This is a genomic window from Microbacterium laevaniformans (assembly GCF_016907555.1).
Classification (GTDB): Bacteria; Actinomycetota; Actinomycetes; order Actinomycetales; family Microbacteriaceae; genus Microbacterium; species Microbacterium laevaniformans.
In genome coordinates, this window is the sequence record NZ_JAFBCE010000001.1 from 2,004,664 (window position 1) to 2,017,297 (window position 12,634).

Here is a 12,634-nt window from a genome sequence, read left to right on the forward strand (position 1 = left end):
CGCGGCGTATCCCCCACGAAAGCGAAGACCCGCGTGGCCCACTCCCTCACGATCACCGCGAGCAGTGTCGACGCCGGCTTGCTGGCGCTGCCCTGGTCCACCCCGCTGGACGAGTGGGGCAAGGACACGATCGTCTCGCTTCCGAAGGGCCTGTCACGCCACCTCGTCCGCTTCGCGGATCTGTCGGGCCGCGTGGTCGCCGTCAAAGAGACGACCGGCGAGATGGCCCGCCGCGAGTACGACATGCTGGGCTCCCTCGGCCGCCTCGACGTGCCGTGCGTGGAACGGGTCGCGGTGATCGACGGTCGCCGCACGCCGAAGGGCGACCCCCTGCCGGCCGCGCTCGTGACGGCGCATCTGAAGTTCTCGCTCCCCTACCGCGCCCTGTTCACACAGGTGCTGCGACCCGACACCGCCGGCCGGCTCGTCGACGCCCTCGCCGCGCTGCTCGTGCGCCTGCACACCGTCGGCTTCTTCTGGGGTGACGTGTCACTGTCGAACACGCTCTTCCGACGGGATGCCGGGGCGTTCGCGGCCTACCTCGTCGACGCCGAGACCGGCGAGCTGCACGAGAGCGGCCTGACGCGCGGTCAGCGCGAGCACGACCTCGACGTCGCGCGCACGAACATCGCCGGCGAGATCATGGACCTCGAAGCCGGCGGCCGCCTCGATGGCGGCGTGGATGCCGTCGCGATCGCCGACGGCATCATGTCGTCGTACCGCTCGCTCTGGGCGGCGCTGACCGACAAGGAGACCTTCGCCGCCGGTGAGGCCTGGCACATCACCGAGCGGGTCAAACGCCTGAACGATCTCGGCTTCGACATCGGCGAGATGTCGATCCGCACCACGCCGGACGGCACCACGGTGTCGATTCAGCCCAAGGTCGTCGACGCCGGCCACCACCAGCGGCGCCTTCTGCGTCTGACGGGACTGGACGTCGAGGAGAACCAGGCCCGGCGCCTGCTCAACGACATGGACGCGTTCCGTGCCCGCGTCTCACGACTCGGCTCCGACGAGGAGATGGTGGCGCACGAGTGGCTCACCCGCGTGTTCGAACCGGTCGTGAAGGCGATCCCCTGGGATCTGCGCGCCAAACTCGAACCCGCCGAGGTGTTCCACCAGGTCCTCGAACACCGCTGGTACATGTCGCAAGCGCGAGGACAGTCGGTGCCGATCGCCGAGGTCGTCTCGTCCTACATCGATGACGTGCTGCGTCACCGCCGGGACGAGGCCACGGTGATGGGTCCCCCCACCGAGACGATGGCGATTCCGGTGATCACCTCGGCGATCTCGACGATCGACGACGACGACGAAGACGAGGACGTCGACTGGCGCGACCTGGTCTGACCCCGACGAGAGAGCGCGTCAGTACCCGACGGTGAAGCGCCGGCGCGAGTGCTGCGGGTTCTCGATCTCGTCGAGCACCGCCACCGCGAGATCGGCGCCGGAGATGTAGGACTGCCCCTCGGCATCCGTGACGATGACATCGCCACCGACCCGGTAGGTGCCCGTCCGCTCGCCCGGGTTGAAGCTGCCGAAGCCGCCGGCGGGGTGGACGAAGAACCAGTCGCGACCGGTCTGTTCGGCCTGAAGGTCCTCCAGATCACCGTTCATCTCCAGCGCCTCGGTCTTGAAGGCGTCGGGGAAGTCGACGTCGACGACGCGAGGGCCCTCGGGAGCGACGAGGCTCCCGTCGGCGCCGCCGATGACGCCCAGCCGCACGCTCTCGGGCAGCACGGTGTTCAGCGCCTCCAGGTTGGGCCGGACGAGGCCCTCCATCGCACCGCGCGGTGCGATGGCGCTGATGACCACGTCCGCACCCTCCAGCTGCGTCACCAGCCCGGGGATGTCCAGCAGCGTCCCCTCGACGTAGGTCGCACCGGGCACGCGGTCTGCGGCCACCGACCGCGACACCGACAGCACGGTGTGCCCGCGGTCCACAGCCTCGGAGACGATGTGGCGACCGGCGAAGCCGGTGCCTCCCAGAACGGCGATGATGGCCATCTCAGTGCTTCCTTTCGGATCGGCGTGCAGGTGGAGCGGGCGTCACTCGGACGCGGCGCGGATGGTGGAGACCTGGTAGAGCGCGACGGATGCCGCGATGCCGGCGTTGAGCGACTCTGCGGCGGAGGAGATCGGGATCGACACGACCTGGTCGCACGTCTCGGTGACCAGCCGTGACAGCCCCTTGCCCTCCGAGCCGACGACGATGACGACGGGCCGATCTGCCAGTTCGAGCTGGGGCAGCGCGACGTCGCCGCCGCCATCGAGACCGAGCACGAACACGCCCTGCTTCTTGAACTCTTTGAGCGTCGTGGTCAGATTCGGCGCCATCGCGACCGGAACCCGGGCCGCGGCGCCGGCGCTCGTCTTCCACGCGGCCGAGTTGACGCCGGCCGAACGGCGCTGGGGAATGATGAGTCCCTGACCGCCGAAGGCGGCGGTGGAGCGGATGATCGCGCCGAGGTTGCGCGGATCGGTGATGCCGTCCAACGCGACCATCAGCGGCGTCTGCCCCTTTCCGATGATCTCCTCCAGCAGGTCCTGGGGGTGCGCGTACTCGTACGGCGGCACCTTGAGCGCGACACCCTGGTGCACGCCGTCGAAGCCGGCCATACGGTCGAGCTCGGGGCGGGTGACCTCCATCACGGGGATACCGCGCTGGGTCACGATCGACAGCATCTCCTTGACGCGATCGTCCATCTCGACGCGCTGGGCGACGTAGAACGCCGTCGCCGGGATGCGTGCACGCAGAGCTTCGAGCACGGAGTTGCGCCCGGTCACGTTCTCGGTGTCGTCGCCGGCCTTGGCCTTCGGCGCGCGGGACGGCGCCGGCTTCTGACCGGGGCGCCCCTTGCCGCCGGCGGCGGCGTAGCGCTCCATGGCGGCCTTGCGCTTGCCGGCGACGTGCCAGCTGCGGTCCTCGGCCTTGGGAGTCGGCCCCTTGCCCTCAAGCGCCTTGCGTCCGTTGCCGCCCGTGCCCTTGAGTGGGCCCTTCTTCTTGCCCTTGCCCGCGGAGGGGTTGCCCGGCTTAGCCATCATTCAGACTCCAATGGGTCCCGTCGGGACCGTCCTCGAGGACGACGCCGGCCGTCGCGATCGCGTCGCGAAGACGGTCGGCGGCCGCCCAGTCCTTGTTCGCGCGCGCCTGCGCACGCTGGGTGATCATCGCTTGCAGCAGCGCGTCCAGGGCGCGCGCCTCGGCAGCACCTGCTTCGGGTCGCCATTTCGGGTCGGCCGGATTCATACCGAGAACGCCGGTCATGCGGCCCACTTCGACGAAAGCGCGGGCCGCGGCATCCCGATCGCCCGCATCCAACGCCGCGTTTCCGGCGCGCACGGTCTCGTGGACGACCGCGAGCGCCTGCGGAATGCCGAGGTCGTCGTCCATCGCGGCAGCGAACGCCTCGGGGATATCGGCGGCCACCAGCGGCACCGCAGTGCCGAGCACCCGCGCGGCCCGCTGCTGGAACGTTCGGATGCGCTCGAGGGCCGCCTCGGCCTCGTCGAAGGATGCCGCGGTGAGATCGAGCGTGGACCGGTAGTGCGCCGCGCCGAGGGCGTAGCGCACGACGAGCGGGTCGCGGTCGGCCAGCACGTCCAGCGCGAGCAGATGATTGCCGAGCGACTTCGACATCTTCTGGTCGCCGACCGTGACCAGGCCGTTGTGCACCCAGTAGCGGGCGAACGCGTCACCCGCCGCACGCGACTGCGCCAACTCGTTCTCGTGGTGCGGGAAGCGCAGGTCGATGCCGCCACCGTGGATGTCGAAGGAGGCACCCAGGTAGCGGCGGCTCATGGCAGAGCACTCGATGTGCCAGCCGGGCCTGCCCGGCCCCCAGGGGCTCTCCCACACGGCATCCGCCGGCTCATCGCTCTTCGCGCTCTTCCAGAGGGCGAAATCCCGCGGGTCGCGCTTGCCGCGCGGGTCCGCATCGGTCGCCGGCTCCATCGCGTCGATGCTCTGATGGGTCAACTCTCCGTAGGCGGACCACGAACGCACGTCGAAATAGACGTCACCGGCCGCGGCGTAGGCATGACCGCGTTCGATGAGGGTGGCGATCAGTTCCTGCATCTGCGGGATCGATCCGGTGGCGCGCGGCTCGTAGGTCGGCGCGAGAATGCCGATCGCGGCATACGCGTACGCGAACTCGCGCTCCACGCGATACGCCAGCGCCCACCACGGCTCATCAGCGGTGGCGTTCTGCAGGACTTTGTCGTCGATGTCGGTGACGTTGCGCACGAACGTCACGCGTCCGAAACGGCGGGTGAGCCAGCGACGCAGCAGGTCGAACGCGAGCGCCGCACGCAGATGATGGATGCCGGGACCCGACTGCACCGTCGGACCGCACACGTACATCGTGACGTTCGCCGGATCCTGCGGCGCGAAGTCGCGCAACGCCTGCACCTGGGTGTCGTAGAGCCGGACCGTCACCGCTCCAGCCTACCCGCGCGCGCGAGACGCGACAGCGGCGCGGGCGTGGGAGCTCACACGGAGTAGACGAGCGCGACGGCGAAGGCGGCGACGCCGTCGCCCGTTCCCGTATAGCCGAGCCCATCGGTCGTGGTCGCCGATACGGCGACGGGCGCACCGAGCGCCGCAGACAGGACATGTTCGGCTTCCGCGCGGCGCGCGGCAAAGCGCGGGCGGCGCGCCTGCACCTGCACCGAGACGTTGCCGATCGAGAAGCCGGCGGCCTCCACCAGCTCCCGCGTGCGGGCCAGGAACGCCTCGGCGTGGGCGCCGGCGTACTGCGGTTGATCGGTGCCGAAATGGGTGCCGATGTCGCCGAGTCCCGCGGCGGCGAGCACGGCGTCCACGATGGCGTGCGCGACGGCATCCCCGTCCGAATGACCGTGCAGCGAGGGTTCACCGGGCCAGTGCAGTCCGGCCAGCCAGAGATCGCCGCTACCGCCGACGGCATGCACGTCGGTGCCGACGCCGACGCGCGGCACCGGCGCGGTGCGCCTCACCGGCGCGACAGCCAGGAGGGCTCGCGCGCGGTCGAGATCGCCCGGAGTGGTGATCTTGAAGCTCCGCTCATCGCCGGGCACCGTCCACACCGGTGTTCCCATGCTCTGCACGAGTGCGGCGTCGTCGGTGTGCTCGGCGGATGCCGCGGCATACGCCGCGTCGAGAATCGTGCGGCGGAATCCCTGCGGGGTCTGCGCGGCCGCCAGTTCGGAACGATCGATCGGCTCGCGCACGCGATCGCCGGACACCCGTTTGACGGTGTCGACCACAGGAAGCACCGGAAGCACCGCATCTTTGCCGTCTGTGAGCGCGTCGATGACGCGCGCGAAGACCTCGGGCGGAGTCAGAGCCCGCGCGGCGTCATGGACCAGCACGCGCTCGACGTCGGGCCACACGGCCCGCAGTCCGGCAGCCACCGACTCTTGCCGGCTGAGCCCGCCGGCGACGACCGTGACCAGGTCGTGCCGTTCGCCGGCGACGGCGCGCGCCTCGGTCAGGGCATCACCGACGCGGTCTGAGGGAGCGACGATCACGACCTGCGCGGCCGGGGCGGCGAACACACCCTCCAGCGCGTGGCGCAGAACCGTGTGGGTGTCGAGACCCACGAACGCCTTCGGAACACCCGCGCCCAACCGCTGACCGGATCCAGCCGCGACGACGATTACGGCGGTGTGGGGCACGGGAACCAACGGGTCGCTCATGTACCCGACACTACCGACGTGGCGCGCCGTCTTCCGGCGGATGCCGGGATCAGCTCGCGAGAACCTCGTCGAGGACCCCCGAGGCGTGATCCTCATCGGCCTTCAGCGCCAGAGCGATCTCGGACACGAGGATCTGACGAGCTTTGGCCAGCATGCGCTTCTCGCCGGCGGACAGGCCGCGGTCCTGGTCACGACGCCACAGGTCACGGACGACCTCGCTCACCTTGATCACGTCGCCGGACGCGAGCTTCTCGAGGTTGGCCTTGTAGCGGCGCGACCAGTTGGTGGGCTCTTCGGTGAACGGTGCGCGCAGCACGTCGAACACCTTCTCGAGACCGTCCTTGCCGATCACGTCACGAACACCGACCAGGTCGACGTTGTCAGCAGGGACCTCGATGATGAGGTCTCCCTGCGTGACGTTCAGCTTCAGGTACTTCTTGGTCTCGCCCTTGATGATCCGGTCCTTGACCTCGATGATCGTCGCGGCCCCGTGGTGCGGATAGACGACCGTCTCGCCAACCTCAAAAAGCATGCAGTTATGTCCTTTCGGCAAAGTCCAGAATACCACAGGCGACATACGCTAGGGTTCGCCGGCTGAGCATCCGCGGCGGGGGCGCCGGGGTGGCGCCGCGTCGCGGCATAGAATGAGCACACACCGACTCGTCCAGGAGGATCCGTGAACACGCGCCGTCTCGCGTCCGTCGCCCTCGCCGCCGCTGTGGTCCTCTCCACCGCCGGCTGCAGCATGATCTCACCGCAGGCCACGACCATCAGCTACTCGGCCGCTGAGGGCGTCAACATCACGCACTCGGCACCCCTGAAGGTGCGCAACGCGCTCTTCGTCGCCAACGAGAAGGGCACCGAAGCCAACTTCCTCGCGGCGATCGTCAACGACACCGACACCGACGAGACGCTGCTGGTGGGCATCGAGGGCACGACGCAGCGGGTGCCGGTCGCCGCGCACTCGACCGTCAGCCTGGGCTTCGACGGCGCAGATCCGCTGCTGTTCACCGGCCTGTCGGCCAAGCCCGGCACCGACGTGCGCACCACGTTCCAGTCCGGCACCGGCGAGGCCGTGGAAGACCGCGTTCCGGTCTTGGACGGCACCCTGTCGTACCTGAAGGACTTCGTTCCCGCGAACTGATCCCGCTCACGGATATCGGCGGCGTCCCTCCTCACGAGGGGCGCCGCCGATCTTCGTGTCGCGGGGAAGGGCGCGTCAGGCTTCGAAGCGGTAGCCGAGCCCGCGCACGGTCAGGAGCATGACCGGCTCGCTCGGATTGCGTTCGATCCGTGACCGGATGCGCTTGATGTGCACGTCGAGCGTCTTGGTGTCGCCGAAGTAATCGCTCCCCCAGACCCGGTCGATCAACTGGCCGCGCGTCAGCACGCGCCCCGCGTTGCGCATGAGCACCTCGAGCAGCTCGAACTCCTTCAGCGGCATCGGGATGGTCTCACCGTCGACGGCGACGGTGTGCCGATCGATGTCCAGCACGACCCTTCCGCCGTCGACGACGCTGTCGTCGAGCCCCAGCTCGGGGCCTTCGCTGCGTCGCAGCACCGCCCGCATCCGCGCGAGCAGCTCGCGCGACGAGTAGGGCTTCGTCACGTAGTCGTCGGCGCCCAGCTCGAGACCGACGACGATATCGACCTCGGAGTCCTTCGCTGTCAGCATGATGATGGGCACTTTGGAGGTCGAGCGCACCACACGGCACACCTCGGTTCCCGGCATCCCCGGGAGCATGAGGTCGAGCAGGATGATGTCGGCGTCGCGCGAGGCGAACGCATCGAGGGCCGCGGGGCCGTCCTCGGCGATCTCGACCTCGAATCCCTCACGGCGCAGCAGATAGGCGAGCGGATCGGCCAGATCGGGCTCATCCTCGACGATCAGGACGCGGGTCATCGCTTCTTCTCTCCTTTCGCCCGCGCACCATCGCGGGCGGCCTTCTTCTTCTTGCGTTTCTTGGGAGCGGGAAGGTCGTCGGGCGCAGGGACGGCGGGCAGTCGCACGGTGAAGGTCGAGCCCCGCCCCGGACGCGACCAGACCTCGACCTCTCCCCCGTGCCGCTGCACCGCGTGCTTGACGATCGACAGCCCCAGCCCCGTGCCGCCGGTGCGGCGCGAGCGCGCCTGGTCGGCACGATAGAACCGCTCGAACACGCGTTCCTGCTCGTCCTCCGGAATGCCGATCCCCCGATCGGTGACCGCGATCTCGACGACCCCGCCGTCCCGTTTCACGCCGACGCCGACCTGTCCGCCCTGCGGCGAGTACGCGATCGCGTTGGCCACCAGGTTGGCGACGGCCTCGGTGAGCACCTGCACGTCACCGCGCACGTACGCGTGCCTCTCGCCCCCGCGGGCGACGGTGATGGCGGCCGAGTCTGCGGCGACCGACTGGGACTCGATGGCGGCGGCGACGACCTCGTCGACGGACACGTCGCGCAGTTCCGTCAGATCGTCGGCGGACTGCAGCCGCGACAGGTTCATGATGCGCGACGTGAGCTGGCTGAGCCGCGCCGCCTCGGCGCTGAGGCGACTGGCGAAATGACGCACCTGATCGGGATCGTCGGCGGCCGACTCGACCGCCTCCGCGAGCAGGCTCACCGCACCCACCGGCGTCTTCAGCTCATGGCTGGTGTTGGCGACGAAGTCGCGGCGCATCTCCTCGACGCGCTCCCGCTCCGTGATGTCACGGATGACGATGAGGATCAACCGCGGCGTGATCACGCTCGCCCGGGCCGAGACCAGCCGCGGCTCGACGCCGCGCTTGAGCCGCATCGTCTGCGTCTCCGGCGCCTCGGTACGACGGACGGTCCGGGCGAGGGCGCGCAGCTCATCGCCCGGCAGTGCGTAGTCCTCGTGCATGCCGAACAGCTCCGCGGGCGCCGAGACGGCGACGATCTGCAGCGACGTGTCGACGACCACCGCGACTTCGTCCATCCCCTGGAGCACCGCCGCCGTCCCGTCGGGCAGGGCCGTGGATGCCGCGACACGCGCGCGGTCACGCGCCCGCAGCGCGATGAGCACGAGCGTGGCCACTCCGCCGCCGAGGACGAGGCCGAGGATCAGCGCGATCGCCGGCTGCAGGGACTCCATGGCTCCCAGCGTAGGGTGGTTGGACACCGCAGATTCACGATACGGATCAACGCCGGAAACGGCGTCGGCAACGTTCATCGCTGCGGCACCGATCGTTAACCTTGGCCCGCGATGATCACCGGGTCAGGAGGCGGCACCGTGCCTGCCTGCCGGAAGAGAGGCCCTCTCATGCGCGAAGTGTTCCACCAGTCGCTCGAGGACGTGCAGTCGCGTCTCGTCGAGATCGCCGAGCTGGTCACGGAGGCGATCGACAAGGCCACCCGCGCCTTCGGTACCAGCGACGTCGCCCTTGCCGAAGAGGTCATCGAAGCCGACCAGACGATCGACGACAAGGCGGTCGCGCTCGACGAGCTGGCGATCCAGATCCTCGCTCGTCAGCAGCCGGTCGCCCGCGATCTGCGCATCGTCGTCGCGGCCCTGCGCGTCAGCGCCTCCTTGGAGCGCATGGGCGACATCGCCGAGCACATCGCTCAGCTCACCCGCATGCGCTTCCCCGAGCGCGCCATCCCGAAGGGCCTGAAGGGGACCTTCACCAAGATGGGCGAGCTCGACGTCGAGGTCGCGAAGACCCTCACCGAGCTGCTGCGCACCGAAGACCTCAGCTACCTCGAAACGCTGCGCACACTCGACGACAAGGTCGATGACCACCACCTCGCCGTCTTCGAGAAGGTGCTGAGCGAGAACTGGCAGGGCGAGGCCGGAGCCACCGTCGATGCGACGCTGGCCAGCCGCTACCTCGAGCGCTTCGCCGACCACGCCGTCTCGGTGGCCAAGAAGGTGGCCTACCTCGCTACCGGCGACTGGACGCCCGACACCGACACGATCGCCGTCATCATCGCCGAGGGCGAATCGGTCGACGGCGTCGAGTGAGACGTCGCCTCCGCTGTGGCGGAGGCGGAAACCGAAGAGGGGGATGCCGGTCGGCATCCCCCTCTCGCGTTCGTACGGCCGCTGAGCCTCAGCCCTTGCCCTGGCTCGCGACAGCCGCGGCGCCGGCAGCGGCGGCCTCGGGATCGAGGTAGGCGCCCGGCTCGAGCGGCATGAGGTCTTCACCGAGGCGGTAGACGAGCGGGATGCCGGTCGGGATGTTCAACTCGGCGATGTCGGCGTCGCTGATGCCGTCGAGGTGCTTGACCAGGCCGCGCAGCGAGTTGCCGTGCGCGGTCACCAGAACGGTCTTGCCCGCCTTCAGGTCCGGAACGATCTCGTTCTCCCAGTAGGGCAGGAGGCGGTCGATGACGATCTTCAGCGACTCGGTGCGCGGGACGTCGCCGTCGATGCCGGCGTAGCGCGGGTCGTTCACCTGGCTGTAGGGCGAGTCATCGGGAAGCGCGGGCGGCGGCACATCGAACGAGCGGCGCCACAGCATGAACTGCTCCTCACCGAACTGCTCGAGCGTCTCTGCCTTGTCCTTGCCCTGGAGGTCGCCGTAGTGACGCTCGTTGAGGCGCCACGACCGCTTCACGGGGATCCACAGACGGTCGGCCGCGTCCAGCGCGATGTTGGCCGTCTGGATCGCCCGACTGAGCAGCGACGTGTGCAGCACATCGGGCAGGATGCCGGAATCCTTCAGCAGTTCACCGCCGCGCGCGGCCTCGCCGCGCCCCTGCTCGGTGAGGCGGACGTCCACCCATCCGGTGAACTGGTTGGTCTTGTTCCACTCGCTCTGCCCGTGGCGGAGGAGGATCAGCGTGTACGGCGCGGTCATGCTCGTCATCCTACCGGCGCGCGCGCTGGCATCATGGGGGGATGCCGCCGGAGAAAGCCCCCGCTCGTGGGGTCGTCGGTCAGATCACGCGCGGCACGACGAACACCAACCGGCTGCGGCGCATCGACCGCTGGATCGCCCGGCATCCCGTGCTGAGGCGCGCCGCCGATCCGTTCGTGGTCGACCTCGGATACGGCGCGAGCGCCGTCACCGTGTTCGAGCTCGAGGAGCGGCTGCGGCGCGCCCGCCCCGGTGTCGATGTGCTCGGGCTGGAGATCGATCCGGCCCGCGTCGAGCGGGCCCGCACGCAGCTGCTCGACGTGCGCGCGGGGCGCACGGCGTTCTCGCCCGACGCTCACGTGTCCTTCGCCCGCGGCGGGTTCGAGGTGCCGACGCCGCAAGGGCGCCGACCTGCGGTGCTGCGGGCGTTGAACGTGCTGCGGCAGTACGACGAGCACGAGGTGAAGGATGCGTGGGCGCGCATGACGCGGCGCCTGCATCCCGACGGCATCCTCGTGGAAGGCACCTGCGACGAGCTCGGGCGGATCTGCACGTGGGTCGAGATCGGCGCCGACGCCGCGCCACGAACGCTCACGCTGTCGTTGCGTCTGAGCGAACTCGCCTCGCCGTCGATCGCCGCGGAGCGGCTGCCGAAGGCCCTCATCCACCGCAACGTGCCCGGTGAGCCGGTGCACGATTTCCTGCGCACTCTCGACGAGGAGTGGACACGCGCCGTCGGCACCGCGTCGTTCGGACCGGTGCAGCGCTGGCGCGCCGCGCTCGACGCGATGCACGCGACGGGCTGGCCTGTGCAGGGCCGGGCGCGCTGGCGGCTGGGCGAGGTCACCGTGCCGTGGAGCCTGGTCGCTCCCGTCGTCTGACCGGCGCCCGCCGGCGAACGGCCGACCGAGCGCAGGCGATCTGCCCGGCACAGGCCGATTCTGCGCCGTTCTGCCTCTCCCCGGCACATTGCCTGCCCTCGGGGGCGCGCCATCGGCGGTTCGGGGCGGCCGGCGGCTCAGACGCGCGGGATCGCGGCGCGCGCCTCGTCGGCGGGCATCCCCGCCGCCGTCATGAGGTCGACCGCCAGCGGGCGCAGCGCACCGATGAGCGTCTGGTCGACGGCCGAGCTGCGATCGGCGAGAACGGTGGGATCCAGACGGGCCGCCACGGCACGGACGGCTTCGCGGGCGGCCGGCTCATAGGAGATGTCGCCGAGCGACTCCGCAATGAGGCGCGCACCGGCCGCGAGTTCGGTGAGCAGATCGGCGGCGATGGGACGCGGCTGCCGGTCGTCGCAGAGATAGACCACGCGTCTGGCGATCACGCGCAGATTACGGGTGGCCAGGTCCAGGTGCAGGCGGATGCGGTCCTGCCGCTGGAACTCCGAGCGCTGGCGGCGCAGGAACGGCGAGATGCGCGCGATCTCCGAACCCGACTCGATTCCGGCGCGCCACTGGTCGACCAGCCCCTGAAGGGCGCGCGCCTTGGCGAGTCCGCGCTCTGCGCACACCGCGTCACCGCGGCGCAGGGCCTGCACGAGGGTGGACACGGCGCCGTCGAACGCCGAGAACAGCGCCGCTCCTTCCCGCGCGACCGTACGCAGCGGGCTGCGCGGCAGCAACGCCGTCACCAGCAGGGCCATGACACCCCCGACGAGACCGTCGATCATCCGGAGGAACGGCACGCTCACCGGGATGACCATCACGATCGCCGACTGCATCGCCGCGGCGATCGCGAACGCCGGCTGGGGCGAGAGGAACCGCGCGACGATCAGCGAGGCCGTCAGCGTGATGCCGAGCTGCCACCACCCGATTCCCGCGACGAACACGATCAGCTCCGCGACGAGGATTCCGACGACCATTCCGATCACCGTCTCCAGCACCCGGCGCGGTCGGGCGTCCCTCACGAGACCGAGGCTCGAGACCGTGACGGTGGCCGCCAGCAGGGGCGCCGCGTGACCGAGCACGTAATGGGCGAACGAGAACGCCGCGGTCGCTGCGATCACGATCTGCGCGATCGCAGGAGCCGACACGATGACACGGTCGATGCCGACACGCGGATACCAGCGGGAACGCCACCCGGTCGGGATGGCGGCGGTCCGCGCAGCCGTGTTCCCGGGGCGTTCCGAGGGCGGCGGCGCGGACGTCACCG

General features: G+C 69.8%; 13 protein-coding genes. 4 read left to right on the forward strand and 9 right to left on the reverse strand.

Annotated features, from left to right (window positions below):
- Positions 1-33: 33 nt before the first annotated feature.
- The gene (locus JOE53_RS09555; RefSeq protein WP_204947520.1) at positions 34-1,347 is read left to right on the forward strand and encodes a DUF4032 domain-containing protein; all 1,314 of its coding nucleotides are present in this window, start codon (positions 34-36) and stop codon (positions 1,345-1,347) included.
- Positions 1,348-1,365: 18 nt separating this feature from the next.
- On the opposite strand, the gene JOE53_RS09560 is transcribed toward JOE53_RS09555, so the two are convergent.
- Genes JOE53_RS09560 through JOE53_RS09580 form a run of 5 tightly spaced genes read right to left on the reverse strand, consistent with a single transcriptional unit; the run spans position 1,366 to position 6,208 of the window.
- Complete coding sequence (locus tag JOE53_RS09560; protein WP_204947521.1) at positions 1,366-2,004, reverse strand: NAD(P)-dependent oxidoreductase; 639 nt, start codon at positions 2,002-2,004, stop codon at positions 1,366-1,368.
- 42 nt (positions 2,005-2,046) lie between these two features.
- Positions 2,047-3,039, reverse strand: coding sequence for a 23S rRNA (guanosine(2251)-2'-O)-methyltransferase RlmB (gene rlmB, locus JOE53_RS09565; RefSeq protein ID WP_204947522.1), 993 nt, complete (start codon positions 3,037-3,039; stop codon positions 2,047-2,049).
- Complete coding sequence (gene cysS, locus JOE53_RS09570; RefSeq protein ID WP_204947523.1) at positions 3,032-4,435, reverse strand: cysteine--tRNA ligase; 1,404 nt, start codon at positions 4,433-4,435, stop codon at positions 3,032-3,034. The genes rlmB and cysS overlap by 8 nt, the downstream gene beginning before the upstream one ends.
- A 53-nt stretch (positions 4,436-4,488) precedes the next feature.
- Entirely contained in the window at positions 4,489-5,676 is a 1,188-nt protein-coding gene (gene ispD / locus JOE53_RS09575) for a 2-C-methyl-D-erythritol 4-phosphate cytidylyltransferase (RefSeq protein WP_204947524.1), read from the reverse strand.
- A gap of 49 nt (positions 5,677-5,725) precedes the next feature.
- The gene (locus JOE53_RS09580) at positions 5,726-6,208 is read right to left on the reverse strand and encodes a CarD family transcriptional regulator (RefSeq protein WP_005051117.1); all 483 of its coding nucleotides are present in this window, start codon (positions 6,206-6,208) and stop codon (positions 5,726-5,728) included.
- 144 nt (positions 6,209-6,352) lie between these two features.
- Between JOE53_RS09580 and JOE53_RS09585 the strand changes: the two genes are divergently transcribed.
- The gene (locus JOE53_RS09585) at positions 6,353-6,820 is read left to right on the forward strand and encodes a DNA modification methylase (protein ID WP_204947525.1); all 468 of its coding nucleotides are present in this window, start codon (positions 6,353-6,355) and stop codon (positions 6,818-6,820) included.
- 75 nt (positions 6,821-6,895) lie between these two features.
- Here JOE53_RS09585 and JOE53_RS09590 read toward each other — a convergent pair whose 3' ends face one another.
- Together JOE53_RS09590 and JOE53_RS09595 are read right to left on the reverse strand one after the other, a co-directional pair.
- Positions 6,896-7,579: a response regulator transcription factor gene (locus JOE53_RS09590; RefSeq protein ID WP_204947526.1), complete on the reverse strand. Its 684-nt coding sequence runs from the start codon at positions 7,577-7,579 to the stop codon at positions 6,896-6,898.
- Positions 7,576-8,850: a sensor histidine kinase gene (locus JOE53_RS09595; RefSeq protein WP_204947527.1), complete on the reverse strand. Its 1,275-nt coding sequence runs from the start codon at positions 8,848-8,850 to the stop codon at positions 7,576-7,578. Before JOE53_RS09595 ends, JOE53_RS09590 begins: the two co-directional genes overlap by 4 nt.
- A 90-nt stretch (positions 8,851-8,940) precedes the next feature.
- Between JOE53_RS09595 and phoU the strand changes: the two genes are divergently transcribed.
- Positions 8,941-9,642 (forward strand): phosphate signaling complex protein PhoU, encoded by a 702-nt coding sequence (gene phoU / locus JOE53_RS09600; RefSeq protein WP_016464492.1) that lies wholly within the window; start codon positions 8,941-8,943, stop codon positions 9,640-9,642.
- Between the two features lie 88 nt (positions 9,643-9,730).
- Here the strand turns inward: phoU and JOE53_RS09605 are convergent, their stop codons facing one another.
- The gene (locus JOE53_RS09605) at positions 9,731-10,480 is read right to left on the reverse strand and encodes a phosphoglyceromutase (RefSeq protein WP_036286374.1); all 750 of its coding nucleotides are present in this window, start codon (positions 10,478-10,480) and stop codon (positions 9,731-9,733) included.
- A gap of 41 nt (positions 10,481-10,521) precedes the next feature.
- Between JOE53_RS09605 and JOE53_RS09610 the strand changes: the two genes are divergently transcribed.
- Positions 10,522-11,361 (forward strand): class I SAM-dependent methyltransferase, encoded by an 840-nt coding sequence (locus JOE53_RS09610; RefSeq protein WP_204947528.1) that lies wholly within the window; start codon positions 10,522-10,524, stop codon positions 11,359-11,361.
- Between the two features lie 137 nt (positions 11,362-11,498).
- Here the strand turns inward: JOE53_RS09610 and JOE53_RS09615 are convergent, their stop codons facing one another.
- A complete protein-coding gene (locus JOE53_RS09615; protein ID WP_271171075.1) occupies positions 11,499-12,515 on the reverse strand; it encodes an FUSC family protein in 1,017 nt (338 codons plus the stop codon).
- Positions 12,516-12,634: the final 119 nt, after the last annotated feature.

Bases quoted from the DNA above. Each gene is read 5' to 3' on its own strand.
- JOE53_RS09560 (WP_204947521.1), bottom strand. From the start codon at position 2,004: ATGGCCATCATCGCCGTTCTGGGAGGCACCGGCTTCGCCGGTCGCCAC.
- rlmB (WP_204947522.1), bottom strand. From the start codon at position 3,039: ATGGCTAAGCCGGGCAACCCCTCCGCGGGCAAGGGCAAGAAGAAGGGC.
- ispD (WP_204947524.1), bottom strand. From the start codon at position 5,676: ATGAGCGACCCGTTGGTTCCCGTGCCCCACACCGCCGTAATCGTCGTC.
- JOE53_RS09580 (WP_005051117.1), bottom strand. From the start codon at position 6,208: ATGCTTTTTGAGGTTGGCGAGACGGTCGTCTATCCGCACCACGGGGCC.
- JOE53_RS09590 (WP_204947526.1), bottom strand. From the start codon at position 7,579: ATGACCCGCGTCCTGATCGTCGAGGATGAGCCCGATCTGGCCGATCCG.
- JOE53_RS09595 (WP_204947527.1), bottom strand. From the start codon at position 8,850: ATGAACGTTGCCGACGCCGTTTCCGGCGTTGATCCGTATCGTGAATCT.
- phoU (WP_016464492.1), top strand. From the start codon at position 8,941: ATGCGCGAAGTGTTCCACCAGTCGCTCGAGGACGTGCAGTCGCGTCTC.
- JOE53_RS09605 (WP_036286374.1), bottom strand. From the start codon at position 10,480: ATGACCGCGCCGTACACGCTGATCCTCCTCCGCCACGGGCAGAGCGAG.
- JOE53_RS09610 (WP_204947528.1), top strand. From the start codon at position 10,522: ATGCCGCCGGAGAAAGCCCCCGCTCGTGGGGTCGTCGGTCAGATCACG.